Raw genomic sequence first — 26660 nt, 5'->3', positions numbered from 1 at the left:
ACCCTGCCCGGAGGAGAACGCTCATGCGGATGCCCGCACAGCATCGCACCGTGGCGGCCCTTGCCGCCGTCACCGGAATCGCCGCCCTCGGCCTCGGCGCGGGACCGGCCGCCGCCGACACCCCGGAGGCTTCGGAACCACTGCGCTACGTCGCCCTCGGTGACAGCTACAGCGCCGGGTCCGGCGTGCTCCCCCTGGATCCCCAGGCACCCCTGCTGTGCGCCCGTACGACGAAGAACTACCCGCACCTCCTCGCCGCCTCGCTCGGCGCGAAGCTCACGGACGTCACCTGCGGCGGCGCGCAGACCAAGGACTTCACCACGTCCCAATACCCGGGCGTGGCCCCGCAGTTCGACGCCCTCAAGAACGACACGGAGCTCGTGACGCTCACCATCGGCGGCAACGACAACAACACCTTCATCGGCGCCATCCTCGCCTGCGGAAGCGCCGGCATCGTCACGGGTGGCAAGGGAAGCCCGTGCAAGAACATCTACGGCAACACCTTCAAGGACCAGGTCGAGTCGAAGACGTACCCGGCGATCAGGACCGCCCTCAACCAGATCAAGGCCAGATCCCCGAAGGCGAAGGTCGCGATCCTCGGCTACCCGTGGATCACTCCCGCCAAGGCCGTGCCGGGCTGCTTCGCCAAGCTGCCCGTCGCGGAGGGGGACATCCCCTACCTGCGCGATCTGCAGGCGCACTTGAACGGCGCGGCGCAGCGGGCCGCCGGGGAGACCGGCGCGACGTTCGTCGACATGGCCGCCGCCTCCGACGCGCACGACGCCTGCCGTCCCGCCGACCAGCGGTGGATCGAGCCGGTCCTGTTCGGCACGAACTTCGTTCCCGTGCACCCCAACGCCGCCGGTGAGGCGGGGATGGCCGAGCAGACGGAGAAGGTTCTGAACCTTCCCTGACCTGCGATCCTGGTCAGGTGATCGGGATCAAGTCGCGTACCAGGACCAGTGACAACCGCGCCGTGCGGATGACGGACATCGCGCGAACCGGAGTCGCCGGCGCGCTGCTCCTCTCCCTCGCCGCCTGCTCTTCCGGCGGCGAGGGAGAGGACAAGGACAACGGCAGGGAGAAGAGCGAGAGCCGGAGCATCCGGCAGCCCCCCGTCGACGCTCCCTTCGACTACCAGCTCGGCGGCCCCTACCCGCCCCCGTCCAAGGTGCGCGCCGTCTCGCGCGACCGCACCGCCGATCCCGTCCGGGGCCTCTACAGCATCTGTTACGTCAACGCCTTCCAGGCCCAGCCCGGCAAGGACGCCGCGCGCTGGTGGGAACGCGAGCACCCCGCGCTGATCCTGCGCGACGACGAGGGGGAGCCGGTCGTCGACGAGGACTGGCAGGAGCCCCTGCTCGACATCTCCACCGGCAAGAAGCGCACGCAGCTCGCCGAGATCGTCGGCAAGTGGATCGACGGCTGCGCGAAGGCCGGCTTCGACGCGGTCGAGCCCGACAACCTCGACTCCTACGAACGCTCCGACGACCGCCTCACCCCCGACGACGCGGCGGCCTTCGCCGAGCTCCTGGCCCGCCGCGCCCACGACCAGGGCCTGGCCATCGCCCAGAAGAACACCACCGATCTCCTTGAGCGGCGCGACCGGATCGGCTTCGACTTCGCCGTGACCGAGGAGTGCGCCGCCTACAAGGAGTGCTCCGACTTCGCGTCGGCGTACGACGGGAAGGTCTTCGACATCGAGTACGAGAAGAAGGACTTCGACACCGCCTGCCGCACCTGGGGCAAGGGCCTGTCCATCACCCTGCGCGACCGCGACGTCCGCCCCGCCGACGAGGACGGGTACGTGTATCGGCACTGCTGATACCAGCACTGCCGACCGGCCGGCAGCGGGATGCCCTCAGGCGGCGGCCACCGCTCGGCGGGGGCGGGTGACCAGCTCGCCCCCGCAGTTGGGGCAGACGTCCCGCATGGCGTCGGCACACGGCACGCAGAACGTGCACTCGTAGGAACAGATACGGGCGGGCGCGTCGTGCGGCAGGGCCGCCTCCTCGCACCGCTCGCAGCGGTCGCGCATCTCCAGAGCCATTCGTCGTCCTTTCGAGTCCAGGCCCGAGGCCACTCGTAGCCAGGCGCGCGGCCACAGAGCCACGACGCCGCGGGGCACCGTGGCCGACCGCGCCCTCATCCTCCGTGGCCGCCGCCTCCCCGGAAGCGCCCTGGAGGGCCAAAGATCCCTACGATCGGGCCACGATCCCCGCCCGGCTCACAGCGCGATGCCTCAACGCCTTCCCTGCGGTGTTGAGGATCAGTCCGCCGAGCGCATGGCCCTCCACGGACATGCGGATCCCGGCCCGGGCCTTATTGCACATATATTGCAGTTGCAGCAATGACGCAGAAGGAGATGTGCAGTGGGCGGACCAGTGGTCCTGGGAATCGAGTCGTCCTGCGACGAGACCGGCGCGGGGATCGTGCGCGACGGCGAGCTGCTCGCGCACGTGGTGGCGTCGAGCATGGACGAGCACGCACGGTTCGGCGGGGTCGTGCCGGAGATCGCGGCCCGCGCGCATCTGCACTCCTTCAACCCCGTCGTGCGCCAGGCCCTGGACCAGGCGGGCCTGTGCCTCTCCCAGATCGACGCGGTCGCCGTCACCACCGGGCCCGGCCTCTCGGGCGCGCTGCAGGTCGGCCTGGCCGGTGCCAAGACCCTCGCCTACGCCGCCGATGTCCCGCTGTACGGGGTGCACCACCTGGCCGGGCACGTCGCCGCGGACACCCTCGAACACGGCCCGCTGCCCGAGCCGTGCGTCGTGCTGATCGTCTCGGGCGGTCACACCTCGCTGCTTCTCGTACGGGACCTGGTGCGCGAGCCGATCCTGCACCTGGGCGACACGCTCGACGACGCGGCCGGCGAGTGCTTCGACAAGGTCGCAAGGATCCTCGGCCTGCCCTACCCGGGCGGTCCCGCGATCGACCGCGCGGCACGCGAGGGCGACCCGAAGGCCGTGACTTTCCCCCGCCCGTTGACCCGGCCCGGCGACGATCCGTACGCCTTCTCCTTCTCCGGGCTCAAGACGGCCGCGGCCCGCTGGGTGGAGCAGCACCGTCTCCGCGGCGAGGAGGTCTCCGTGGCCGACGGGGCCGCCGCGCTCCAGGAGGCCGTCGCGGACGTACTGACCCGCAAGGCCCTCGCGGCCTGCCGCGCGTACGACGTGAAAACGCTGATCGTGGTGGGCGGGGTGGCGGCGAACTCGCGGGTGCGGGCCCTGGCGGAGGAGCGGTGCGCCGCGGCCGGGCTCGAACTGCGCGTGCCGCCCATGACGTTGTGCACCGACAACGGCGCGATGATCGCGGCCGTCGGTGACCAACTGGTGCGCGCCGGTGCCGAACCCGCGCCGCTGAACGTGTCCATCGACCCGTCGGCGCCGCTGGAGTACGCCTCGCTGACCCCACTGGCCCGCCCCGCGGCCCCTGTCCCCGTCTGAGCACAGCCCGCCGAGACCCACTCTCTGAGCGCCGACCCACGGAGCAGACCCACCTTGCGTACCGCCGAGATCCGCAGCCGCTTCCTCGACTTCTTCGCCGCGCGCGGCCACACGGTCGTGCCCAGCGCGCCGCTGCCGACCCCGGACCCGACCCTGCTGTTCGTCAACGCGGGGATGGTGCCGTTCAAGCCGTATCTCACCGGTGAGCAGCAGGCGCCGTGGCCGCGCGCCACCAGCGTGCAGAAATGCATCCGCACCCTGGACATCGAAGAGGTCGGCAAGACCACGCGGCACGGCTCGTTCTTCCAGATGAACGGTAACTTCTCCCTCGGGGACTACTTCAAGGAAGAGGCGATCGCCTACGCCTGGGAGCTGTCCACCGCGGCGCAGGACGACGGCGGTTACGGGCTCGATCCCGAGCGGATCTGGGTGACCGTCCACCACTCCGACGCCGACGCCCGCGCAATCTGGCGTGAGGTGGCGGGGCTGCCCGACGAGCGGATCGTGGCGCGGGGCGACGAGGACAACTTCTGGTCCATGGGGGTGCCCGGTCCCTGCGGACCCTGCTCGGAGCTGTACTACGACCGCGGCCCCGCGCTCGGCCGCGAGGGCGGGCCCGCGGTCGACGAGGACCGGTACATGGAGTTCTGGAACCTCGTCTTCATGCAGTACGAGCGCGGCGAGGGGCCCGGCAAGTCCGGCTATCCGATTCTGGGCGAACTGCCCCGCCGCAACATCGACACCGGCATGGGCCTGGAGCGGATGGCGACGCTCCTGCAGGGCAAGGACAACCTGTACGAGATCGACGAGACGCGCCCCGTGCTCGACCGCGCGGCCGAGCTCGCCGGGGTGCGCTACGGCGCCGATCCGCGGGCCGACGTGCGGCTCCGCGTGGTCGCCGACCATGTGCGCACCGCCCTCATGCTGCTCGCCGACGGCACCGCTCCGGGCAACGAGGGGCGCGGCTACGTCCTGCGGCGCATCCTGCGGCGCTCGGTGCGGGCCATGCGCCGGCTCGGCTTCCACGACCCCGCCCTGCCCGAGCTGTTGACCGTGGCGCGGGACTGCATGGCACCCAGCTACCCCGAGGTGTCCGACGGCTTCGCCCGCATCGCCGACCGGGCGTACGGCGAGGAGGACGCCTTCCGCGCCACCCTCAAACAGGGCACCACCGTGCTGGACACGGCCGTCGCCGAGGTCAAGGCGGACGGCGGCCGTTCGCTGCCGGGCGCGCAGGCGTTCCTGCTCCACGACACCTACGGCTTCCCCATCGACCTCACCCTGGAGATGGCCGCCGAGCAGGGCGTCGAGGTCGACCGCGAGGGCTTCACCACGCTGATGAACGAGCAGCGGGAGCGGGCCCGCGCCGACGCCCGCGCCCGCAAGTCCGGTGGCGCGTCGGACACGTCGGCGCTCCGCTCCGTCCTGGACGCGCACGGCCCGACCGACTGGCGTGCCTGGGAGACGCTGACGACCGAGTCGTCGGTCCTCGCCGTGCTCGGGGCCGAGGGCGCCGTCCCGGTGGCGCGCGAGGGCGAGCTCGCCACCGTGGTCCTGGACCGCTCCCCCTTCTACGCCGAGTCGGGCGGCCAGGACAGCGACGCGGGCCGGATCTCAGGGGCGTCCGGCGAGGCCGAGGTCATCGACGTCCAGCGGCCGCTGCCCGGCCTTGTGGTGCACCGGGTGCGGGTGACCGCGGGTGAACTCGCCGTCGGGGACCCGGTGGTCGCCGCCGTCGCCCCCGAGTGGCGGCTCGGCGCACGGCAGGCCCACTCCGGCACCCACGTCCTGCACGCCGCCCTGCGCGAGGTGCTCGGCCCCACCGCCCTGCAGTCCGGCTCCTACAACCGGCCCGGCTACCTCCGCCTGGACTTCCCCTGGCGCGGCGCCCTCTCCGCGGCCGTCCGCAGTGAGGTCGAGGAGGCCGCCAACCGCGCGCTGCGCCGTGACCTGCCGGTCGGCGTGCGCTGGATGACGCTGCCCGAGGCCAAGGAGATCGGCGCGCTCGCCCTCTTCGACGAGACGTACGGCGAGAAGGTGCGGGTCGTCGAGATCGGCGGGGCCTGGTCGCGCGAGCTGTGCGGCGGCACCCACGTCGAGCACGCCGCGCAGATCGGCACGGTCGCCCTGACCGCCGAGTCCTCGGTCGGCGCGGGGATGCGCCGTCTGGAGGCGGCCGTCGGCATCGAGGGCTTCGGCTATCTGGCCCGCGAGCGGGACCTGGTCACCCGGATCGCCGAGCAGTTGGGCGCTCCCCGCGCCGAGCTGTCGGACAGGATCGCGGGCCTGCTCGACCGGCTCAAGGCCGCCGACCGGGAGAACGCCCGCCTCAAGGACCGCGCCACGGCGGCCCGCGCGGGCGACCTGGCGGGCCGGGCCGTCGAGGCGGGCGACACGCTGGTGGTCACCGAGACCGTGGACGGCGCGGCCGACGAGGCCCGCGCCCTGGCACTCGCGGTCCGCGACCGCCTCCCGCACGAGCGCCCCGGCGTGGTGGCCGTCGCCACCACCGCGGGCGGCCTCGTCCTGACCCTCAACGCCCCGGCCCGCGCGACGGGCCTGGGCGCCGGCGCGATGGTCAAGCGACTTCTCGCGGGCCGGGGCGGCGGCTCCCCGGAGATCGCCCAGGGCGGCGGCATCGCCCCCGCGGACCTCAAGGCGATCCTGACGGACCTGCCGGGTTTCGTCGCCGGGCGGTGACACCGGCTGAGGGGAGCGGGCGGTGACACCGGTCGAGGGGAGCCGGCAGTGGCCCCGACTGACGGGAGCCGGCAGTGGCCCCGACTGACGGGAGCCGGCAGTGCCCCTGACTGACGGAAGCGGGCAGCGACCCCAACTGAGGGGAGCCGGCGGCGGGCATCGCCACCGGCACGGACCGCCCGGTCCTGACCGTGCGACCGGGCGGAAGCCGTCGCGATCGCCGAGGAGGTCCTCGGCGATCGCGACGGACCCGGCACGCTTCACCACCGGCCACCGGCCACCAGGCACCGGCCACCGGTCACCGGTCACCGGACGGGGCGACCTGCCACCGGCCGGAGCCGCTTCCCGGGCGGGCGCCCGCTTCGAAGAGGGCGGCTCCGAAGGGGAGCCCGTGGCCGCCGCCACGCGCTCCCCTCCCCCGCTGCCGAGTCCGCTCCGGACGTGTCAGTCCGTCACCGTGAGCGGCGCGTACGCGTCGGGGCGGCGGGTGGCCAGGAACGGGAACAGCTCCAGCCAGTCGCGGCGGGCGTCGAGGTCCAGGTCGGCCACGAGCACCGCGGGCTCGTCGCGCGGGGCCTGGGCGAGGACGCGGCCGTAGGGGTCGACGATGAACGAGCTGCCGTAGAAGGTCAGGCCGTTCTCGGCGCCGATGCGGTTCGGGACGATCATGAAGGTGGCGTTGGCGATGGCGTTGCCCGTGATGACCTTCTGCCAGATCGGCTGGGTGTCGAAGCCGGGATGGCCGGGCTCGGAGCCGATGGCGGTCGGGTAGACGAGGACGTCGGCGCCCGCCAGCGAGTACGCGCGGGCCAGCTCCGGGAACCACTGGTCCCAGCAGGTCGGCAGGCCGAGGTTCGCCTCGTCGACCTTCACCAGCGGGAAGGCGTCCTCGGCCGGGCCCTGGCGGAACCAGTGGTCCTCGTAGTAGCCCTCGGAGACCGGGATGTGGGTCTTGCGGGTCCGCTGGGCGAGCGTGCCGTCGGGGGCGACGAGGATCGCCGTGTTGTAACCGAGGCCGTCGTCCTCGCCGCCGGGCGCCGCGGCCTTCTCGTACAGCGAGGCATGGACGTACACCCCGTACTCGCGGGCGACCTCCGCGGCGAAGGTGAACGTCGGTCCCGTCGTCAGGTCCTCGGGCTCGGCGGGCGCCGGGTGGTCGGCCTTGCGGACGACCGCGAAGTACGGGGACAGCGTCAGCTCCTGCAGGCACACCACCCGCGCGCCCTCGGCCGCCGCGAGGCGGATGCCCTCCCGCAGGGCCGCGCGGTGCTCGGCGGGGTCGCGGTGCCAGCGCTGCTGCACGGCGGCGACGCGCAGCGGGGCCCGCTCGGCGGGGCGGGTCCGGGTCGGGGACGCGGGCGGGTTGTACGCGGTGATCAGACGCATGGGGATTCCAGACGGGTGCGGGGAGCAGCGGCACGGCGCAGGTCCACGCCGTTGTGCCGGAACGTTCCGGCACAACGGAATGTAGACCTTGCCGGAACGTTCCGGCAAGGTCCGGCGCGAACGTCTAGACTTCCGTCACGTGAACGCCCGAGCCGTGACCCTCCTCGATGTCGCCCGCGCCGCCGGGGTCTCCAAGAGCACCGTCTCCGACGCCCTGCAGGGCTCGGGACGGGTGGCGGAGGCCACCCGGGACCGGGTCAGGGAGGCCGCCGACCGCCTGGGATACCGGCCCAACAGCGCCGCCCGGCGGCTGCGCCGGGCCAGCACCGGAGCCATCGGGCTGCATCTGCCGCAGACCGCGACGCGGCTCGACTACTACATGAACCTCGCCTTCGGGGCCGTCGGCCGTGCCCAGGAGGAGGGGCTCGACGTCGTGCTCCTGGCCCCGGCAGGCGGTGCGCAGGGCCAGCTCACCTCGCGCGTCGACGGACTCCTCGTCATCGACCCCGAGGTCGGCGACGCCGCCGTGCCCGCGCTGCTCGACGCCGGGATCCCCGTCGTGACCGGCGAGCGCTATCTGGGGCCCGCGCCCGCCCCGAGCGGCGCCGTCGTCTGCGACAACTCCGCCTCGCTGGCCGCGCTGCTCGACCACGTCCGCGACCTCGGCGCCCGCCGCCCCGCCCTGCTCGCCCCCGCCGACACCTCCGCCTGGGCCGCGGCCCTGAACGCCACGGCCGAGGAGTGGGGCCGCGCGCACGGCACCCCGGTGCACCGGCGCACGGTCTCCTTCGCCGCCACCGCCCGCGAGGCCGAGGAGACGACCCTGGCGCTGCTCGCCGCCGACCCGGAGATCGACGCCGTGATCTGCGCCCCCGACGGCGCGGCACCGGGCGTCCTGCACGCGGCCGCCGCCCTCGGCCGCACCGTGGGGCGGGACTTCCTCGTCGCCTCCTGCGTCGACGGCACCGCGACCCGTGGCGCCAGCCCGCCGATCACGGCCGTCGACCTACGGCCCGCCGCGTACGGCCGGGCCTGCGCGGAACTCCTCTGCGACATCCTCGCCGACCGCGCGGGGCCCGACACGGTGCGCGACCAGGAGTGGTCCCTCCAGGCCCGCGCCTCCACGCTCGGGGGAGCCTGAACTCCCCACCAAGGCACCTCCGTTGCCCGTGCGAGACTTGCGCCGTGAGCGACATGATCGTGGTCAGCGACCACTCCCCGCACTGGGCCGCGCAGTTCCGAGAGCTTCGCGACCGGCTGGCCCCGCACGTCGCTGACATCGCGGTGGCCGTCGAGCACGTCGGCAGCACGTCCGTGCCCGGCTGCGCGGCCAAGCCGATCATCGAACTCGACATCGTGGTGGCGTGCCCCTCCGCCATGCCGGAGCTGGTCGCGCGGCTGACCGGCCAGGGCTATCGCCACGAAGGCGACCTGGGGATCGCGGGGCGCGAGGCCTTCCGCGCACCCGAGGCACCGATCCCCCATCACCTGTACGGCGTCGTCGAGGGCAGCAAGCCCCATCTGGACCACGTCCTGCTGCGCGACTACCTGCGACTGCACCTCGAAGAGGTGCGGCGCTACAGCGAGTTGAAGCGGACGCTCGCGCGACGGTTCACCGGCGACCGGGAGGGCCGGGCGGCCTACCTGGCGGCCAAGAGCGGCCTCGTGGAGGAACTCCTCGGCAAGGCCTACCGCGCCGCCCGTCCCCCGTCCACCACCGGATAGGGCACCAGCGTCCGCCGGTCCGGGTCCACCGCGAGGCGGCCCCCGGCGGGCGGCCTGGCCCGCTGGGCGCAGTCACGGCGTTCGCAGATGCGGCAGCCCAGGCCGATCGGGGTGGCGGCGCGGGGGTCGTCGAGGGCGATGCCTTCGGCGTAGACCAGGCGGTGCGCGTGGCGCAGTTCGCAGCCGAGGGCCACGGCGAACTCGGCGCGTGCCGCGTGGTGCCCGAATCCGCCGCGCGTGACGGTGCGGGCGACCCAGAAGTACCGCTTGCCGTCCGGCATTTCGGCGACCTGGGTGAGGATGCGGTCCGGCGCGGAGAACGCCTCGTACACCGTCCACAGCGGGCAGGTGCCGCCGAGCCGGGAGAAGTGGAAGTCGGTGGCCGACTGCCGCTTGGAGATGTTCCCCGCCCGGTCGGCGCGGAGGAACGAGAACGGAATGCCGCGCCGGCCGGTGCGCTGCAAGGTGCTGAGCCGGTGGCAGACCGTCTCGAAACCGACGCCGAAACGGACGGCCAGCAGCTCGATGTCGTAGCGCAGCTCCTCGGCCGTCGCGTGGAAGGCGCCGTACGGCATCAGGAGCGCGCCCGCGAAGTAGGTGGCCAGGCCGATGCGGGCCAGGCCCGCCGCTTCCGGCGAGGACAGGCCCGCGCCGGCGACGAGGAGATCGAGCAGCGCCCCCTGCTCCAACAGAGCCAATTGCGTGGCGAGTTGGAAGGCGCGCTGCCCCTCGCTCAGCCAGGGCGAGAGGAACAGCAGGCCCGTGTCCGGGTCGAAGCGGCGGGCATCCACGACGTGTTCGCGCGCGGCGTCGACCACCCGTACGCGATGGTCATCGGCGAGACGCCGGGTGAGCGCGGCCGCCGTGCCGCCCGCGGCCGTCCCGGTGGCGAGCTCCGCGGCGGTGCGCTCGGCCGCCTCGTCGAGCGGGGCGATGTGGTTGTGGTGGGCATAGAAGAAGTCCCGTACCTCGTCGTGCGGTTCGGAGGGAGGCAGGGCGGAGGTGTCGCCCCGGGGAGCCAGGGCCGCCGCCCGTTCCGCGGTGTCGCGGTAGCGGTGGTGCAGGGCGACCAGGGCGCGCGCCACCTCGGGGTGGTCGCGGGCGGCCTCCGTGATGTCCTCCGCGGCGGGCAGCGGCACCCCGCACGCCTCGTCGGCGAGGGCGGTGCGCAGATCGGCGGCGAGGCGGTCCTCGTCGGCCTCGGAGAAGAACTCCGGGTCCACGCCGAAGACTTCGGCGATCCGCAGCAGCACGGGGGCGGTCAGCGGGCGCAGGCTCTGCTCGATCTGGTTGGCGTAGCTGGTGGAGATGGCGAGCGCGCGGGCCATCTCCACCTGGTTCATGCCGTGTTCGCGGCGCAGCCTGCGCAGCTTGGCGTGGGCGTAGACCTTGCGGTCCGCCGGGCGTCGGCCCATGAGCACCTCCTCGGCACATGGTTGCGAAACTACCATCCGCATGATTCGCAACTTCCGCGGATTCGCAGCCTCTTGCTGTACGGATTCCACAGATTGGAGCGGTGGCCGTGCGGCCGCGCGGCGGGCAGCCTCGGGTGAGGAAACCCCGACCTTCCATGCCCCGAGGAGTTCCGTGATCGAGCACCCCGTCCATGTCCACCCCAGCGCCGACCGCCTCCCGCGCGAGGAGCAACTCGCCTGGAAACTGGCCTCCGTGGCCGTCGGCACCGAAGAACTGGACGCCGACAGCGCCGCCATGGCCGTCAACCGGGTCATCGACAACACCGCCGTCGCCCTGGCCTCCCTCTCGCGCCGCCCGGTCGCCGTCGCCCGCGCGCAGGCCACCGCGCACCGGGCCGCCGCACCCGGAGCCACGGTCCACGGCACCCGCACCCGTGTCTCCCCGGAGTGGGCGGCCTGGGCCAACGGCACCGCCGTGCGCGAACTCGACTTCCACGACACCTACTTGGCTGCCGACTACTCCCACCCCGGCGACAACATCCCGCCGCTGCTCGCCGTCGCCCAGCACACCGGCCGCGGCGGCGCCGACCTGTTGCGCGGCATCGTGGCCGCGTACGAGATCCATGTCGCGCTGGTCAAGGGCATCTGCCTGCACGAGCACCGCATCGACCACGTCGCCCACCTCGGCGCGGCCACCGCCTGCGGCCTGGGCGCGATGCTGCGGCTGCCGGCCGGGACCGTGTACCAGGCGGTGCAGCAGGCCGTGCACACCACGACCGCCACGCGGCAGTCCCGCAAGGGCGAGATCTCCAGCTGGAAGGCGTACGCACCCGCCTTCGCGGGCAAGGCCGCCGTCGAGGCGGTCGACCGTGCGATGCGCGGAGAGACCTCGCCCTCCCCCATCTACGAGGGCGAGGACGGCGTCCTGGCCTGGTTGCTCGACGGACCACGGGCCGCGTACACGGTCACGCTCCCCGAGCCCGGAGAACCACGCCGCGCGATCCTGGACACGTACACCAAGGAGCACTCCGCCGAGTACCAGGCGCAGGCCGTCATCGACCTGGCGCGGCGGCTGCGGGAGAAGACGGGACCGCTGGAGCGGGTGCGGTCGGTGGTCCTGCACACCAGCCACCACACCCACCGCGTGATCGGCTCGGGCGCGAACGACCCGCAGAAGTACGACCCTTGCGCCGCCCGCGAGACCCTCGACCACTCGGTCCCGTACATCTTCGCCGTCGCTCTCGAAGACGGCACGTGGCACCACGAGCGCTCCTACGCCCCCGAACGTGCCCGCCGTGCGGAGACCGTCGCGCTGTGGCAGCGGATCACCACGGTGGAGGACCCGGAGTGGACCCGCCGCTACCACGACCCCGACCCGGCCCGCCGCGCCTTCGGCGGGCGCGCGGTCGTCACCCTGGACGACGGTACGGTCATCGAGGACGAACTCGCCGTCGCCGACGCCCATCCGGCCGGGGCCCGCCCCTTCGACCGCCCCGCCTACGCGGGCAAATTCCGCACGCTGACGGACGGTGTCGTCGCGCCGGGTGAGCAGGACCGCTTCCTTGCCACCGCCGAGCGCCTCGCCGTGCTCACCGTCGAGGAGTTGGACGGGCTGTTCCCCGAGGTCGACGCGAGGGCCCTGCGTGACGTCGACGCGCGCCTGCCGAAGGGGCTGTTCTGACCCGCGGGGTCTTGAGGTCCCGAAGCCCCGACGTCCCGACGTTCCGACGTTCCGACGTCCCGACGTCCCGACGTCCCGACGTCCCGAACCGCCGAAAGGGCAGTACCGATGCCGCACACCCGCACCACTCCCGCCCAGCGCCGCCGTGCCCTGCGCACGCGGCTCGCCACCGGCCGCCCGCTCGTCGTGCCAGGCGCCCTCAACCCCCTCTCCGCCCGCCTCATCCAGGACACCGGCTTCGAGGCCGCCTATCTCTCCGGCGCCGTGCTCGCCGCCGACCTGGGGCTGCCCGACATCGGCCTGACCACGTCCACGGAGGTCGCCGCCCGCGCCCAGCAGACGACCCGGGTCACCGACCTGCCCGTACTCGTCGACGCCGACACCGGCTTCGGCGAACCACTGGGCGTCGCGCGCACCGTCCAGCTCATGGAGGACGCGGGCCTTGCGGGCCTGCACCTGGAGGACCAGGTCAATCCCAAGCGCTGCGGCCACCTCGACGGCAAGGCCGTGGTCGACCGCCCACAGATGGTCCGCCGCGTCCGGGCCGCCGTGGACGCCCGCCGCGACCCGGACTTCCTGCTGATGGCCCGCACCGACGCCCGCGCCGTCGAGGGCCTGGACGCGGCCATCGACCGCGCCAGGGCGTACGTCGACGCGGGCGCGGACGCGATCTTCCCCGAAGCCCTCGCCGACGAGCGCGAGTTCGAGGCCTTCCGCAAGGCGATCCCGGTCCCGCTGCTCGCCAACATGACCGAGTTCGGCAAGAGCCCGCTCCTGACCACGCGCACCCTGGAAGACCTCGGCTACGACATCGCCCTCTACCCCGTCACCCTGCTGCGCCTGGCCATGGGCGCCGTCGAGGACGGACTGCGCACCCTCGCCGCCGAGGGCACCCAGGAGTCCCTGCTGCCGCGCATGCAGACCCGCTCGCGCCTGTACGAACTCCTCGGCTACGAGGACCACACCGCCTTCGACACGGCCGTCTTCGACTTCGCTCCCCCGCCCGCCACCTGACGCACCGGAGGCACCCCATGTCCACCACCGCCCCCGAGGTGCACCGCGGCCTCGCCGGTGTCGTCGTCGACACCACCCGGATCTCCACCGTCATCGAGGAGACCAACTCGCTGACCTACCGCGGCTATCCGGTCCAGGACCTCGCCGCACGGCGTTCCTTCGAGGAGGTCGCGTACCTGCTGTGGCACGGCGAACTCCCCGACGGCGACCGGCTGCGCGCCTTCAGCGCCCGCGAGCGCGCCCTGCGTCCGCTGGGCCGCACCATCTCCGAGCTGCTCGCCCGGTTGCCCGAGACCTGCCACCCGATGGATGTGCTGCGCACCGCCGTCAGCCTCTTCGGCGCCGAGGACCCCGCCGAGGACGACGGCAGCCCCGCCGCCAACCGCGCCAAGTCCCTGACCCTGCTGGCGAGACTGCCCACCGTCGTGGCCGCCGACCACCGTCGCCGCCGCGGCCTCGCCCCGATCCCGCCGGACCCCGACCTCGGGTACGCGGAGAACTTCTTCCACATGTGCTTCGGCGACGTGCCGGACGCCGAAGTGGTCCGCTGCTTCGAGATCTCCCTCGTGCTGTACGCCGAACACAGCTTCAACGCCTCCACGTTCACCGCGCGCGTCGTCACGTCCACGCTCTCGGACCTGTACAGCGCGGTCACCGCCGCGATCGGCGCCCTCAAGGGCCCGCTGCACGGCGGCGCCAACGAGGCCGTGATGCACATGCTGGACGAGATCGGCGACCCGCGGCGGGCCGCGGAGTGGCTGGACGAGGCGTTGACGTCCGGGCGGAAGATCATGGGCTTCGGCCACCGCGTCTACAAGCACGGCGACTCCCGCGTGCCGATCATGCAGAACGCCCTGGACCGCCTGGTGGCCCGCTCCTGCGGCCCCGAAGCCGACCGCCTCGCCGCCCTGCACACGGCGCTGCGTCACGCCGTGCTCACCCGCAAGGGCATCCACCCCAACCTGGACTACCCGGCAGGCCTCGCCTACCACGTGATGGGCTTCGACACCCCCGCCTTCACCCCGGTCTTCGTGATGAGCCGCATCACCGGCTGGACGGCCCACATCACCGAACAGCTCGCCCACAACGCCCTGATCAGGCCTCTCGCTTCGTACGAGGGACCGGATCAGCGGGCGGTGCCCGCGGTGGCCGCCCGTGTCCCGATACCGGGGTCGACCACGTGATCCTTCTCGGCGGCGACGGCACCGGCGGACAGCAGCGTCGCACCGGCCAGGCTCCCCCACAGCGCCGCCGGGCCGTGGGGTGCCAGCGCCGTGATGACCGCCGGGGAGACCGCGAGCCCGAAGCCCGTGGAGAGTTCGAAGCGGGCCAGCGCACGGCCCAGGGCATGGGCCGGGGCGAGGGCGGTGACCAGTGCGGTGGCGCTGCCCGCGTAGACGATCTCGCCGATGGTGCAGAGCACGGACACCGCGGCGACGGCCGGGGCGCCCCAGCCGTGTCCCGGACCGGTGGCCGCGAGAAAACCGACGTAGGACGCGGCGAGCAGCACGCCGCCGAGCGCAAGGACGGCCCGCCGTGAGTAGCGGGACAGCGCGACGGTGACCGGCACCTGCAGGGCGACCACCAGCACGGTGTTGGCCACGAAGACGGCCGCCGACCAGACCGGGGACGCGTCCAACTGCGTCACCAGGATGAGCGGGAGCGCGATCTCGGGGACGTTGAGGCAGAAGACGTAGATGACGTTGGCGGCAAGCAGCGCGCGCATCCGGGGTGCGGGACCTTCCGGCTCTCCCTCGCGCTCGGCCGGGGCAGCGGCCGGACGCGCGTGCAGGTGGACCGACCAGGCAAGGACCGCCGCCGCGAGATAGGCGGCCCCGGTGACGGCGGCCAGCGCCCGCAACGCGCCCGCGCCGCCCGCCAGGCAAGCGGTGGCGACGAGCGCGCCCACACCCAAGCCCGCGTTCCGCAGGGCACGCCCCGCGGCGAGCGCCGCGTCGCGCTCGCGCCCGTGGGAGACCGTGGCCACGAGCGCCGCATGGGCGGCCGGCCACGCCTGGTTGCCGATGCCGAGGAAGAGCGTGGCCGTCCCGAACAGCCAGACGTTCCCCGCGGGGGTGGCGAGCAGCACCGCCACGCCGAGGACCCGCACCAGCATCGACGCGGCCACGACCGTGCTGCGTGCGCCCCGGTCCAGCCACCGGCCCAGCGCGGGCATGCACACCAGACCCGCGACGATGCCGACCGTCATGGCGATGCCGGTGGCCGGGGCGGACAGCTTCAGGACCGTCACGCCGTAGAGCAGCAGGAAGGGGCGCAGCAGGCCGGTGCCGAGGGCGTCCACGGCCAGGGCGACGGCATAGCGGGGTCCTCCGGAGGCGCGGACGAGTGCACGGGGCTGGAGCTTGCGGGTGGTGGGCCTGGAGATCTGGGTGGTGGGCATGGAGCTCACCGTGCGGTCGACCGCCCTGCGGGACACGTCACTTGACGGACACCGTCAACTGTCGTCGTCGCCGACCGTCCGACCAGCGATGATGAAGGGATGACGTTGCGCATCGACATCACAGGCCTGCCGTCCGAGCACGTGCGGTTCGCCGCGTCGCCGCTGGCCGAGCTGACCGCGATGCTGCACGCGCTGGCCGAACCCGGGCACCATCCGCAGCTCGCCGACTGGGCCGCCGACGTGTGGGCCGGGCTGCCGCCCGAGCTGGTCGAGCGGCTGCGCGAGGCGGAGTTCCTCTGGCGTTCCTCGCAGGCCGACTTCCTGCTGCCCGCACGGCCCCGGCCGACCCTCGCCGAGGAGTTGGACGACGTCGACCGGATCGACGACGAGAGGTATGTGACCGCCGCGCTCATCACCACGTGCGGCAGCAGCCGGGTCCCCTTCGCGGCGTCGCCGCTCACCGACGCGGCCGCGCGCGAGCGGGCCCTTGATCTGGCCCAGGCACGCGGGGCGCGGCAGGAGGCCTTCGCGGAACGGCTGCTCGCGGATCCGGCAGCGGTGCGGGCGCGGGTGCGCGGGACCCTCGAACTGTGCGCCGACGCCTTCTTCGACGCGGCCTGGGCGGGTGTCGCCGTGCGGCTCGCCACGGACCTGCGCGTCAAGAACGACCTGCACAAGCGGCAGGGCCTCGGTGCGGCACTCGCGTCGGTCTCCGGCGCGGTCGCCCTGGCGCCGGACGGGGACTGCATCGTCGTGGACAAGCTGCAGGACAAGGCGACCACCGCCGACGGCACCGGCGTCACCTTCATCCCCAGCGTCTTCGGCGGCCCGCACCTGGTGGTGGTGCACGCGCCGGGGTGGCCGCCGGTGGTGCAGTACCCCGTGGCCGAACCGGGCCCGTCGGAGCCGGTGTCGCTGGAGACGGTCACGCTACGGCTCGACGCGCTCTCCCACCCCGTACGCCTGCGACTCCTGCGCACCCTGGCGCGCGGCCCGCACACCACCGGTGAGCTGGCCGCCGCCTGGGAACTCTCGCTGCCGGAGGTCTCCCGGCATCTCGCGGTCATGCGCCGTGCGGGCCTGCTCACGGCCCGGCGGGACGGCCGCTATGTCCGGCACACCCTCAACGTGCCCGATCTGACCGCGTTGGGGGCCGACCTGCTGGCGGCCGTACTGCGCTGAGCGGTACGGCCGCCGACGCCCTCACTGGGGCAAAGGGTTCAGCGTCCGGTCCTACTTCGTCTGCTTCCCGACCCGCAGTTCCTCACGGACCGTGCGGGCGGCCGTGACCAGGCTGTCGAGCGATGCGCTGGTCTCGGGCCAGCCGCGGGTCTTCAGGCCGCAGTCGGGGTTCACCCACAGCCGCTCGGCGGGAATGGCCTCCAGGCCCGCGCGCAGCAGCTCGGCCGCTTCCTGCGCGCTGGGAACGCGCGGGGAGTGGATGTCGTAGACGCCGGGTCCCGCCTCGCGCGGGTAGCCGTGGGCGGCCAGTTCACGGGCGACCTGCATGTGCGAGCGGGCCGCCTCCAGGCTGATCACGTCGGCGTCGAGGTCGTCGATGGCCTGGACGATGTCCCCGAACTCCGCGTAACACATGTGGGTGTGGATCTGCGTGTCCGGGCGCACGCCGCTGGTGCTGAGCCGGAAGGCGTCCGTGGCCCACTCCAGGTAGGCCGGGCGGTCGGCAGCCCGCAGGGGCAGCGTCTCGCGCAGGGCGGGCTCGTCGACCTGGATCACCGAACTCCCGGAGGTCTCCAGGTCGTTCACCTCGTCGCGCAGGGCGAGGGCGACCTGACGCGCGGTGTCGCCGAGCGGCTGGTCGTCGCGGACGAAGGACCAGGCGAGCATGGTGACGGGACCGGTGAGCATGCCCTTGACCGGGCGTCCCGTCAGGGACTGGGCATACGTCGTCCAGCGCACCGTCATGGGCTCCGGGCGGGAGATGTCGCCCGCGAGGATCGGCGGGCGGACGTAGCGCGTGCCGTAGGACTGGACCCAGCCGTGCTGCGTGGCGAGGTAGCCGGTGAGCTGCTCGGCGAAGTACTGGACCATGTCGTTGCGTTCGGCCTCGCCGTGCACGAGGACGTCGAGACCGGCCTTCTCCTGGAAGGAGATGACTTCCTGGATCTCGGCCCTGATGCGTTCCTCGTAGCCGGCCGTGTCGATCCGGCCCGCGCGCAGGTCGGCGCGGGCGGTGCGCAGTTCGCCGGTCTGCGGGAAGGACCCGATGGTCGTGGTCGGCAGCAGGGGCAGGCCGAGGTGGGCCCGCTGGGCCGCGGCCCGTTCGGCGTACGGCTGGGAGCGGCGGGAGTCGGCCTCGGTGACGCCTGCGGCGCGGTCGCGCACGGCGGGGTCGCGGGTGATCGGCGAGCCCGCGCGCGAGGCCAGGTCGGCGCGGTTGGCGGCCAGTTCGGCGGCGATCGTGTCGGTGCCCTGGGCGAGGCCCTTGGCGAGCGCGACGATCTCGGTGGTCTTCTGGCGGGCGAAGGCGAGCCAGCGCAGGATCTGCGGCTCGATGTCCCGCTCGGCCGTGGCGTCGATGGGCACGTGCAGCAGGGAGCAGGACGCCGACACGTCGACCCGGTCGGCGAGACCGAGCAGGGTACCGAGGGTGGCCAGGGACTTCTCCAGGTCGTTGACCCAGATGTTGCGGCCGTTGACCACACCGGCGACCAGCCGCTTGTCGGGCAGTCCGCCGACTTCGGCCAGGGCGTCCAGGTTGGCGGCGCCGGCCTCGGTGAAGTCCAGGGCGAGGCCTTCGACCGGGGCCTTGGCGAGCACGGGCAGCGCCTCGCCGAGCCGCCCGAAGTACGTCGCCACCAGCAGCTTCGACCGGTCGGTGAGCGCGCCCAGGTCGCGGTAGGCGCGCGCGGCGGCGTTCAGCTCGGCCGGGGTGCGGTCCTGGACGAGGGCGGGCTCGTCCAGCTGAACCCACTCCGCGCCCGCCGCGCGCAGGTCGGCGAGGACCTCCGCGTACACCGGCAGGAGCCGGTCCAGGAGGGTGAGCGGGTCGAAGTCCGCGGCGACACCCGGGGCGGGCTTGGCGAGCAGGAGGTAGGTGACCGGGCCGACCAGGACGGGCCGGGCGGTCAGGCCGAGGGCGAGGGCCTCCTTGAACTCGGAGACCTGCTTGGTGGAGTCGGCCGTGAACACGGTGTCCGGGCCCAACTCGGGGACGAGGTAGTGGTAGTTGGTGTCGAACCACTTGGTCATTTCCAGCGGCGCCACGTCCTGGGTGCCGCGGGCCATGGCGAAGTAGCCGTCCAGGGGGGACGCGTCCACGGCGGCACGGTGGCGCGCGGGGATCGCGCCGACCATGACAGTGGTGTCCAGGACGTGGTCGTAGTAGGAGAAGTCGCCGGTGGGCACTTCGTGGATGCCGGCCTCGGCCAGCTGCCGCCAGTTCCTGCCGCGGAGTTCGGCGGCGGTGGACCGGAGGGCGTCGGCGGTGACGCGGCCCTTCCAGTAGCCCTCGACGGCCTTCTTCAGTTCGCGGTTCTGGCCCTGGCGGGGGTAGCCGTACACGGTGGCCCGTGCTGCCGCGGCTGCGGTCTTGCCGGTCACGGAGATCTCCTTCGCGAGATGAATCCCTGAGATCCCGGCGACGGGACGCGAGCGCGAAGGGGTGACGAATCGGGCGGGTACGGCCTCGCGCGGCAAGGCGCGGTCGTCCGCCTGATATGTACGCCGACCCGCCCACGAGGTCACCGGGATGTCCGCGCACGGGTGGTCCGCGCACGGGCAGTTGGCAGGTCTTCGGACTCGCGGGCACGTCTCGTCGTACGAGACACCTAGTGGCCGTCGCTTCCCAGGCCCTGTCTGTCGGACCCAGTGCGTATGACGGCGGTCGTTCCCGCTCACCGCTGCGGGGCAGTCCCGGATTCCCACCGGGTTCCCTCTTGCGACGCGTCCCGCCTGGCTGACGGGGCGAACCAGCTGCGTGGATCAGCCTATCGGACATCGCCGCACGTGACGACGTCAGTCTTCGCCGTACACGTGGAAGCCGCGCCTTGTCTTCCGGCCCAACAACCCAGCCTCCACCATCCGTTGCAGCAGCGGCGGCGGGGCGTACAAGGGCTCGCGGAACTCCTCGTACAGCGATTCGGCGATCGAGGCGACGGTGTCCAGGCCGATCAGGTCCGCGAGCCTCAGCGGGCCCAGCGGATGGGCGCAGCCCAGTTCCATGCCGGTGTCGATGTCCTGGGCGGTGGCGAAGCCGGACTCCGCCATGCGGATCGCCGACAGGAGGTACGGGATCAGCAGGGCGTTGACGACGAAGCCCGACCGGTCACGGGAGCGGATGACGCTCTTGCCCAGCGTCGAGGCCGCGAACTCCTCGGCGCGGCGCGCGGTTTCGGGGGCGGTGTGCAGGGAGGTGACGAGCTCCACCAGGGGCAGCACCGGCACCGGGTTGAAGAAATGCAGGCCCACGACCCGGTCCGCGCGGGTGGTCGCCATGCCGAGCCGCATCACGGGGAGCGAGGAGGTGTTGGTCGCGAGGATCGCGTCCGGGTCCTCGACGATCTTGTCGAGGGCGGCGAAGACCTCGGTCTTGGCGTCCTGGTTCTCCACGACGGCCTCGACGACCAGCTGGCGGTCGGCCAGGTCCTCCAGGCTGCCGGTGAACATCATGCGGGCGAACGCGTCCCGTGCCGCGTCCTCGGCAAGCTTGCCGCGCCGCACGGCGCGTGCCAGCGACGCCTCGACGCGCCCGCGTGCGGCGAGGGCCGCCACGGCGTCCGCCTCGCACACCACGGTGTCCAGGCCCGCTCGCGCGCACACCTCGGCTATGCCTGCGCCCATCTGTCCGCCGCCGACCACGCCGACGCGTCGAATGGCCTCGCTCATGCCTGTGCCTCCGCTTGCCGCACGAGATGCCGGGAGTAGGCATCGGGGGTGAAGAACAGCGGCAACTCGCCGCTGAGGGTGGTGCGTTCGAAGAGCGCTCGGATGTCGTCGAGGGGCGCCCAGGGGTACGCGGCACCCAGGGCGGCGAGCTCGTCGTCGAGCAGGCGTCGCACCGTTTCGCGCTCGATGACGCGGTGCCGCAGCCACTGCCAGATCTGCACGCGGGCGATCTCCGCGGTCGCCGCGTCCTCCATCAGTCCGTCCAGGGCGACGGCGCCCTGCCCGCGCAGCCAGGCGGCGAAGTAGCCGAGCGCGACGGCGATGCTGGTGCGCACGCCCTCCGGCGTCGGCGGCCCGCTGATGCGCCGCACCGACAGCAGATCCTGGGCGAAGACCTCCACGTCGTCCCTGCCGCGGTCGAGTTGGTGGGGTCTCGTGCCGAGGACCGCGTCGAAGACCTCGCGGCACACGGGCACCAGGCCGGGGTGGGCGACCCAGGAGCCGTCGAAGCCGTCCTCGGCCTCGCGCTCCTTGTCGAGACGCACCTTCGCGAACACGGCCTCGTTGGCCGCCGGGTCCCTGCCCGGCACGTGGGCGGCCATCCCGCCGATGGCGTGGGCGCCGCGCCGGTGGCAGGTGCGCACGAGCAGTTCGGTGTAGGCGCGCATGAAGGGCGCGGCCATGGTGACCTTGGCGCGGTCCGGCAGCAGGAAGTCGGTGCGGTGGCCGAACGTCTTGATCATGCTGAACAGGTAGTCCCAGCGGCCCGCGTTGAGACCGGCGCTGTGCTCGCGCAGTTCGTGGAGGATCTCCTCCATCTCGAAGGCCGCGGTGATCGTCTCGATGAGGACGGTGGCGCGGATCGTGCCGCGCGGGATGCCGAGGAGGTCCTGGGCGGTGACGAAGACGTCGTTCCACAGCCGGGCCTCGTAGCGGTTCTCCAGCTTCGGCAGGTAGAAGTACGGTCCGTGTCCCGCGTCGATCTGCCGCTGCGCGCAGTGGAAGAAGTACAGGCCGAAGTCCACGAGGGCGGCGGGCACGGACCGGCCGTCGTACGCCAGATGCTCCTCGTCCAGGTGCCAGCCGCGCGGGCGGACCATGATGGTGGCGAGGCTCTCGCGGTCCGCGAGCCGGTACTCCTTGCCCTCGGGTGTGGTGAAGTCGATCCTGCGCTCGATGGCGTCGAGCAGGTTCAGCTGACCGCCCACGATGTTCTCCCAGGTGGGGGCCGTGGCGTCCTCGAAGTCCGCCATCCACACACGGGCACCGGAGTTGAGGGCGTTCACGGTCATACGGCGGTCGGGCGGCCCGGTGATCTCGACGCGCCGGTCGGTGAGGCCCGGGGCGGGCGGGGCGACGCGCCAGGACCGGTCGGCGCGCACGGCGGAGGTGGCCCTGGGGAAGTCGAGCGGCGAGCCGCTCGCGATCCGCAGGGCCTGCCGCCGACGCTCCTTCATCAGTTCCAGGCGGCGCCCCTCGAAGGCACCGACGAGCTGCCCGACGAAGGCGAGGGCTTCGAGGGTGAGGATCTCCTCGTGGCGGGGGCCGGGGGCGGCGAGGATCTGGACGTGGTGGGTCAGTGCGATGGTGGGCATCGGGTTCTCCTGAGTAGGGGGGCGGGCGCCCCGTCAGGGGCGCGGGGAACTGCGCGACCAGCCACGACGCGCCCGCAGACGGCAAGGACCCCTGTGTTCCGGCGAGCGCCTAGTGGAACTGCTCCGCCTCGGTGGAACCGGCAAGCGCCGTGGTCGACGAGGCCGGATTCACCGCGGTGGAGACCAGATCGAAGTACCCCGTACCGACCTCCCGCTGATGCCGAACGGCAGTGAACCCGTGCTGCTGCGCCGCGAACTCCCGCTCCTGCAGGTCGACATAGGCGGTCATGCCGTGCTCGGCATAGCCGCGGGCGAGGTCGAACATGCCGTGGTTGAGGGAGTGGAAGCCGGCCAGCGTGATGAACTGGAAGCGGTAGCCCATCGCGCCGAGCTCACGCTGGAACTTGGCGATCTGGTCGTCGTCCAGCGCGGCCTTCCAGTTGAAGGACGGCGAGCAGTTGTACGCGAGCATGCGGTCCGGGTGCTCCGCGTGGATCGCCTCCGCGAACTCGCGGGCCTGGGCCAGGTCCGGGGTGCCGGTCTCCATCCAGATCAGATCGGCGTACGGGGCGTAGGCGAGGCCGCGCGCGATGACCGGCGCCATGCCGCCGCGCACCCGGTAGAAGCCTTCGGCGGTGCGTTCACCGGTGACGAACTCGGCGTCGCGCTCGTCCACATCGCTGGTCAGGAGGTTCGCGGCGAGGGCGTCCGTGCGGGCCACGATCAGCGTCGGCACGTCGGCGATGTCCGCGGCCAGACGGGCCGCGTTGAGGGTGCGGATGTGCTGGGCGGTGGGCACGAGCACCTTGCCGCCCAGGTGACCGCACTTCTTCTCCGAGGCCAGCTGGTCCTCGTAGTGGATGCCCGCGGCACCGGCGGCGATCATCGCCTTGGTCAGCTCGAAGGCGTTGAGCGGGCCGCCGAACCCGGCCTCGGCGTCGGCCACGATCGGCGCGAGCCAGTCCACGGAGGAGTCGCCCTCGGAGGTGGCGATCTGGTCCGCGCGCAGCAGCGCGTTGTTGATGCGGCGCACCACCTGAGGAACGGAGTTGGCGGGGTACAGGCTCTGGTCGGGGTAGGTGTGCCCGGCCTGATTGGCGTCGGCGGCGACCTGCCAGCCCGACAGGTAGATCGCCTGGAGCCCGGCCTTGACCTGCTGCACCGCCTGTCCGCCGGTGAGCGCGCCCAGGGAGTGGATGTAGTCCTGCTCGTGCAGCTGCCGCCACAGCCGCTCGGCGCCGCGGCGGGCGAGGGTGTGCTCCTCGCGCACGCTGCCGGAGAGCCGCAGCACCTCCTCGGCGCCGTAGGTGCGTTCGATGCCCTTCCAGCGCGGGTCCGTCGCCCAGCGCCGCGCCAGCGCCTCGGCCGCCGCCCGTGCCTCGGCTGTCGTGTTCGCCTCTGCCATGTCGCTCACCGTTTCCGTGGGTTGCGTGGTCTGCCAATCCCCCGTCTTCGCCTCGGGGGTGTGGCACTGCGTGTCTCTCGCTGAGGTGCGGCCGGCCGGCGCGAGGAGCTGAGCAATGCCTGTCCGGCGGGCCGCACTGGAACTCTGGCACTGGCACTGAGTGCCAACAACCGTGGACGGATGCCAACTTCTGCGAATCTTCGCGGCCTTGATTGCCAACTTTGCGAAGGGTCGGATACTCGTCTCCTCACGTACGCTGGCCACCGTCCCGGACGGCACCAGGACCGCCGGGCAGGAGGGGAGCACGGTGAGCAAGACCTACGCGGGGGCGCGGCTTCGGCGGCTGCGCGAGGAACGCCGGATGAGCCAGGCCGAGATGGCCCGGGTGCTCGGCATCTCGCCCAGCTATCTGAACCAGATGGAGCACGACTCCCGCCCGCTGACCGTCCCCGTCCTGCTGCGGCTGACCGAGGCCTTCGGCGTCGACCCCGGCTTCTTCTCCGAGCGGGACACCACGCGACTGCTCGCGGATCTGCGGGAGGCGCTGGCGAGCGAGATCGCCGAGACCCGTGTGTCCTCCTCCGACCTCGCGGAGCTCGCCTCCCGTATGCCCGCGGTCGCCCGGGTCCTGCTCGACCTCGGCCGCCGCAACCAGTTGCTGTCCGAACGGCTGGCCGGAGCCGCGGACGGCCGGAACGCCGAGCAGGGCGGGCCCCGTTCACCGCACGAGGAGATCCGGGACTTCTTCTACCGCCGCCGGAACTACCTGCACGACACCGACCTCGCCGCCGAACACCTCGCCCAGGAGATCGGCATCCGGCCCGGCGAAGTCGTACGCGCCCTCACGGCACGCCTCGTCGACGCCCATGGCGTGCGCCTTGCCGCCGGGGCCGGTGAGCACCTGCACCACTACGACGACGCGACCCGCACCCTGCACCTGTCCGGCAGGCTCCGCCCCGGGCAGCGCGCCTTCCGCATGGCGACCCAGCTCGCCCTGCTCGAGTACGGCGACGAGCTGGACCGGCAGGCCGGCGAGGACTTCCCGCCGGGCTCCCCCGCCCGCGCTCTGGCCCGCATCGGCATCGCCAACTACTTCGCCGCGGCGCTGATCCTGCCGTACGCCGACTTCCATACGGCCGCCGAGGAAGTGCGGTACGACATCGAGCGCCTCACCGACCGGTACGGCCTCGGTCACGAGACCGTCTGCCACCGCCTGAGCACCCTCCAGCGGCCGCGGCTGCGCGGGGTGCCCTTCTCCTTCGTACGGGTCGACCGGGCCGGGAACATGTCCAAGCGGCAGTCCGCGACCGGCTTCCACTTCTCGCGGGCGGGCGGCACCTGTCCGCTGTGGAACCTCTACGAGGCCTTTGCCGCACCCGGCCGCATCCACGTCCAGATCGCCGAAATGCCGGACGGACAGCGGTACTTGTGGACCGCCCGCGCCTTCACCCGGCACCGCGGCGGCTGGGGCGAACCCGGCAAGACCTTCGCCATCGGCCTGGGCTGCGAGATCCGCCACGCGCACCGGGTCGTCTACTCCGACGGCCTCGACCTCGCCAACGCCTCCGCCGCCACGCCGATCGGCATGGGGTGCCGCCTCTGCGAGCGCCTGGACTGCCCGCAGCGTGCGGTTCCGCCCCTCGGCAGGGCGCTGCGGATCGACCCGAACAGCAGCGCGTTCGTGCCGTATCCGGTGGCGGACCCCTCCGTGTGACCCAGCGCACCCCCGGACGCCGGAACTCATGGGCCGTCCGGGCCGACACCTGTCGAGGGTCCGGCAGTTCCGGGACCCCGGTGGTGTGGACGTGGAGGAGGGGACGCCGGTGGTGGCGCAGCGGAGTGAGACGAGTACCGGGCCCGGGAGCCACGCGAAGGACACGGCCACCGCCGGCATGACCGCGCTGCTGACCTGCGCGATGGCCTTCTCCATGATGCAGCTGTTCCTGATCGGGGCGCTCGGGCCGCGCCTTGTTGACGAACTGGACGTGTCGCCAACGGAGTTGGGGCTCACCACGACTGTCGGCTTCGGGGCGGCGGCACTGCTCTCGCCCATCGGCGGACGCGTGGTGGACCGGCTCGGCCCGCGCCGCTGCCTGATCGCCCTCCTGGCGGCGTCGGCGCTCGCGCTGGCGCTGATCGGGTCGGCTCCCGGGGCCTGGCTCCTCCTGGTGGCGGTCGCCCTCGGCGGCCTTCCGCAGGCGCTGGCCAACCCCGCCACGAACAAGGCGATCCTGGCCTCCGTTCCCCAGGCACGGCGCGGTGCGGTGACCGGCATGAAGCAGTCCGGGGTGCAGTGGGGCGCGTTCGCGGCCGGGCTGCCGCTCGCGGCGCTTGCCGGGGCGGCGGGGTGGCGCTGGGCGGTGTGGACGGCGGCAGCGGCCGCCGTGGTGGCGGCGATCTGGGCGGCGCGCACGCTGCCGCCCGACGGCCCGCCGAAGTCGGCGCAGGGGCCCACCTCTTGGGTCCCGAGGGGCACGATCGCATGGCTCGCGGCCTTCTCCCTACTGCTGGGCTGCGGCATCGCATCCGTCAACACCTACCTCGCGCTGTACGGCACGCGGAAGCTCGGGCTCGGCGCGACGGCGGCGGGGGCACTGGTGGCGGTCCTTGGCGTCGCGGGCATCGTCGGCCGCGTGGCCTGGTCCAAGGTGGCGGGGCGACCGGGCCGCGCGCGGTGGCTGCCGGGCGGCCTCGCCGCGGGCGCGGTCGCCGCCGCGCTGCTCCTTGCCGCCTCCACACACGCGGGTGCGCTGGCGTGGGTCGCGGCGGTGGCCGTGGGCGTCTTCGCGGTCTCCGCGAACGCCGTCTCGATGGTCCTGGTGATGCACCACGCGAAACCGGGCAGAGCGGGCCAGGCCTCGGCCCTGGTCTCGGCGGGCTTCTTCACGGGCTTCGCCATCGGCCCGCCCCTGTTCGGGGTGTTGGCGGACGCGGGGCGGTTCGGGACGGGGTGGTTGTTGGTGGCCGCCGAGTTCCTGGGGGCGGGCGTGGTGGCGATGGTCTGGGCGGTGCGGGAGCGGCGGGAGGGTGCACGGTGACGAGAG

Annotated in this window: 20 protein-coding genes and 1 riboswitch; of the genes, 12 read left to right on the top strand and 8 right to left on the bottom strand. The window is 72.8% G+C overall.

Features of this window, described 5'->3' with window-relative positions; all coding sequences use genetic code 11:
• Positions 1-23 precede the first annotated feature (23 nt).
• On the top strand, positions 24-914 hold the full coding sequence (locus AB0B50_RS27675; protein ID WP_362337442.1) for an SGNH/GDSL hydrolase family protein: 891 nt from the start codon (positions 24-26) through the stop codon (positions 912-914).
• 17 nt (positions 915-931) lie between these two features.
• Positions 932-1825: an endo alpha-1,4 polygalactosaminidase gene (locus tag AB0B50_RS27670; RefSeq protein WP_362337439.1), complete on the top strand. Its 894-nt coding sequence runs from the start codon at positions 932-934 to the stop codon at positions 1823-1825.
• A gap of 36 nt (positions 1826-1861) precedes the next feature.
• On the opposite strand, the gene AB0B50_RS27665 is transcribed toward AB0B50_RS27670, so the two are convergent.
• Entirely contained in the window at positions 1862-2050 is a 189-nt protein-coding gene (locus AB0B50_RS27665; RefSeq protein ID WP_362337436.1) for a DUF1272 domain-containing protein, read from the bottom strand.
• Positions 2051-2384: 334 nt separating this feature from the next.
• Here AB0B50_RS27665 and tsaD point away from each other — a divergent pair, with 334 nt between their 5' ends.
• Positions 2385-3446 carry a tRNA (adenosine(37)-N6)-threonylcarbamoyltransferase complex transferase subunit TsaD gene (tsaD, locus tag AB0B50_RS27660; RefSeq protein ID WP_362337797.1) on the top strand — a complete coding sequence of 354 codons (1062 nt, stop codon included), beginning with the start codon at positions 2385-2387 and terminating at the stop codon, positions 3444-3446.
• Positions 3447-3500: 54 nt separating this feature from the next.
• Entirely contained in the window at positions 3501-6146 is a 2646-nt protein-coding gene (gene alaS / locus AB0B50_RS27655; RefSeq protein WP_362337433.1) for an alanine--tRNA ligase, read from the top strand.
• A 444-nt stretch (positions 6147-6590) separates the two neighbouring features.
• Here alaS and AB0B50_RS27650 read toward each other — a convergent pair whose 3' ends face one another.
• Positions 6591-7532 (bottom strand): carbon-nitrogen hydrolase, encoded by a 942-nt coding sequence (locus AB0B50_RS27650; protein ID WP_362337430.1) that lies wholly within the window; start codon positions 7530-7532, stop codon positions 6591-6593.
• A 139-nt stretch (positions 7533-7671) separates the two neighbouring features.
• On the opposite strand from AB0B50_RS27650, the gene AB0B50_RS27645 reads away from it, so the two are divergent.
• Both AB0B50_RS27645 and AB0B50_RS27640 read left to right on the top strand, forming a co-directional pair.
• Positions 7672-8673 (top strand): LacI family DNA-binding transcriptional regulator, encoded by a 1002-nt coding sequence (locus AB0B50_RS27645; RefSeq protein ID WP_362337427.1) that lies wholly within the window; start codon positions 7672-7674, stop codon positions 8671-8673.
• Positions 8674-8726: 53 nt separating this feature from the next.
• Positions 8727-9257: a GrpB family protein gene (locus tag AB0B50_RS27640; protein WP_362337794.1), complete on the top strand. Its 531-nt coding sequence runs from the start codon at positions 8727-8729 to the stop codon at positions 9255-9257.
• On the opposite strand, the gene AB0B50_RS27635 is transcribed toward AB0B50_RS27640, so the two are convergent.
• Positions 9221-10672: a short-chain fatty acyl-CoA regulator family protein gene (locus AB0B50_RS27635; RefSeq protein ID WP_362337424.1), complete on the bottom strand. Its 1452-nt coding sequence runs from the start codon at positions 10670-10672 to the stop codon at positions 9221-9223. The genes AB0B50_RS27640 and AB0B50_RS27635 overlap by 37 nt on opposite strands.
• A 172-nt stretch (positions 10673-10844) precedes the next feature.
• On the opposite strand from AB0B50_RS27635, the gene AB0B50_RS27630 reads away from it, so the two are divergent.
• From AB0B50_RS27630 to AB0B50_RS27620, 3 genes are all read left to right on the top strand, one after another.
• A complete protein-coding gene (locus AB0B50_RS27630) occupies positions 10845-12353 on the top strand; it encodes an MmgE/PrpD family protein (RefSeq protein WP_362337421.1) in 1509 nt (502 codons plus the stop codon).
• A gap of 108 nt (positions 12354-12461) precedes the next feature.
• On the top strand, positions 12462-13367 hold the full coding sequence (prpB, locus tag AB0B50_RS27625) for a methylisocitrate lyase (protein WP_362337418.1): 906 nt from the start codon (positions 12462-12464) through the stop codon (positions 13365-13367).
• 17 nt (positions 13368-13384) lie between these two features.
• Entirely contained in the window at positions 13385-14551 is a 1167-nt protein-coding gene (locus AB0B50_RS27620) for a bifunctional 2-methylcitrate synthase/citrate synthase (RefSeq protein ID WP_362337415.1), read from the top strand.
• Here the strand turns inward: AB0B50_RS27620 and AB0B50_RS27615 are convergent.
• A complete protein-coding gene (locus AB0B50_RS27615) occupies positions 14494-15768 on the bottom strand; it encodes an MFS transporter (RefSeq protein WP_362337412.1) in 1275 nt (424 codons plus the stop codon). The genes AB0B50_RS27620 and AB0B50_RS27615 overlap by 58 nt on opposite strands.
• Before the next feature lie 99 nt (positions 15769-15867).
• On the opposite strand from AB0B50_RS27615, the gene AB0B50_RS27610 reads away from it, so the two are divergent.
• Positions 15868-16950 (top strand): helix-turn-helix domain-containing protein, encoded by a 1083-nt coding sequence (locus AB0B50_RS27610; protein ID WP_362337409.1) that lies wholly within the window; start codon positions 15868-15870, stop codon positions 16948-16950.
• Positions 16951-17001: 51 nt separating this feature from the next.
• On the opposite strand, the gene metE is transcribed toward AB0B50_RS27610, so the two are convergent.
• The 4 genes from metE to aceA all read right to left on the bottom strand — a co-directional run bounded on the left by metE (position 17002) and on the right by aceA (position 23616).
• Positions 17002-19332: a 5-methyltetrahydropteroyltriglutamate--homocysteine S-methyltransferase gene (metE, locus tag AB0B50_RS27605; protein ID WP_362337406.1), complete on the bottom strand. Its 2331-nt coding sequence runs from the start codon at positions 19330-19332 to the stop codon at positions 17002-17004.
• Positions 19333-19497: 165 nt separating this feature from the next.
• A riboswitch (cobalamin riboswitch) is annotated at positions 19498-19720 on the bottom strand.
• Between the two features lie 26 nt (positions 19721-19746).
• A complete protein-coding gene (locus tag AB0B50_RS27600; protein ID WP_362337403.1) occupies positions 19747-20616 on the bottom strand; it encodes a 3-hydroxybutyryl-CoA dehydrogenase in 870 nt (289 codons plus the stop codon).
• Complete coding sequence (gene aceB, locus AB0B50_RS27595; protein ID WP_362337401.1) at positions 20613-22211, bottom strand: malate synthase A; 1599 nt, start codon at positions 22209-22211, stop codon at positions 20613-20615. The genes AB0B50_RS27600 and aceB overlap by 4 nt, the downstream gene beginning before the upstream one ends.
• Before the next feature lie 109 nt (positions 22212-22320).
• A complete protein-coding gene (gene aceA / locus AB0B50_RS27590; RefSeq protein WP_362337398.1) occupies positions 22321-23616 on the bottom strand; it encodes an isocitrate lyase in 1296 nt (431 codons plus the stop codon).
• Positions 23617-23923: 307 nt separating this feature from the next.
• Between aceA and AB0B50_RS27585 the strand changes: the two genes are divergently transcribed.
• Positions 23924-25330, top strand: a complete 1407-nt coding sequence (locus tag AB0B50_RS27585) for a short-chain fatty acyl-CoA regulator family protein (protein WP_362337791.1) — start codon at positions 23924-23926, stop codon at positions 25328-25330.
• Positions 25331-25442: 112 nt separating this feature from the next.
• Positions 25443-26654, top strand: a complete 1212-nt coding sequence (locus AB0B50_RS27580) for an MFS transporter (RefSeq protein ID WP_362337395.1) — start codon at positions 25443-25445, stop codon at positions 26652-26654.
• Positions 26655-26660 lie beyond the last annotated feature (6 nt).

It is taken from the genome of Streptomyces sp. NPDC041068 (genome assembly GCF_040647455.1).
Taxonomy (GTDB): domain Bacteria; phylum Actinomycetota; class Actinomycetes; order Streptomycetales; family Streptomycetaceae; genus Streptomyces.
This window is presented reverse-complemented; position numbering and strand designations above follow the sequence as displayed.

Bases quoted from the DNA above. Each gene is read 5' to 3' on its own strand.
- aceB (WP_362337401.1), bottom strand. From the start codon at position 22,211: ATGCCCACCATCGCACTGACCCACCACGTCCAGATCCTCGCCGCCCCC.
- AB0B50_RS27620 (WP_362337415.1), top strand. From the start codon at position 13,385: ATGTCCACCACCGCCCCCGAGGTGCACCGCGGCCTCGCCGGTGTCGTC.
- AB0B50_RS27650 (WP_362337430.1), bottom strand. From the start codon at position 7,532: ATGCGTCTGATCACCGCGTACAACCCGCCCGCGTCCCCGACCCGGACC.
- AB0B50_RS27615 (WP_362337412.1), bottom strand. From the start codon at position 15,768: ATGCCCACCACCCAGATCTCCAGGCCCACCACCCGCAAGCTCCAGCCC.
- AB0B50_RS27600 (WP_362337403.1), bottom strand. From the start codon at position 20,616: ATGAGCGAGGCCATTCGACGCGTCGGCGTGGTCGGCGGCGGACAGATG.
- AB0B50_RS27675 (WP_362337442.1), top strand. From the start codon at position 24: ATGCGGATGCCCGCACAGCATCGCACCGTGGCGGCCCTTGCCGCCGTC.
- AB0B50_RS27610 (WP_362337409.1), top strand. From the start codon at position 15,868: ATGACGTTGCGCATCGACATCACAGGCCTGCCGTCCGAGCACGTGCGG.
- AB0B50_RS27635 (WP_362337424.1), bottom strand. From the start codon at position 10,672: ATGGGCCGACGCCCGGCGGACCGCAAGGTCTACGCCCACGCCAAGCTG.
- AB0B50_RS27640 (WP_362337794.1), top strand. From the start codon at position 8,727: ATGATCGTGGTCAGCGACCACTCCCCGCACTGGGCCGCGCAGTTCCGA.
- AB0B50_RS27665 (WP_362337436.1), bottom strand. From the start codon at position 2,050: ATGGCTCTGGAGATGCGCGACCGCTGCGAGCGGTGCGAGGAGGCGGCC.
- aceA (WP_362337398.1), bottom strand. From the start codon at position 23,616: ATGGCAGAGGCGAACACGACAGCCGAGGCACGGGCGGCGGCCGAGGCG.
- prpB (WP_362337418.1), top strand. From the start codon at position 12,462: ATGCCGCACACCCGCACCACTCCCGCCCAGCGCCGCCGTGCCCTGCGC.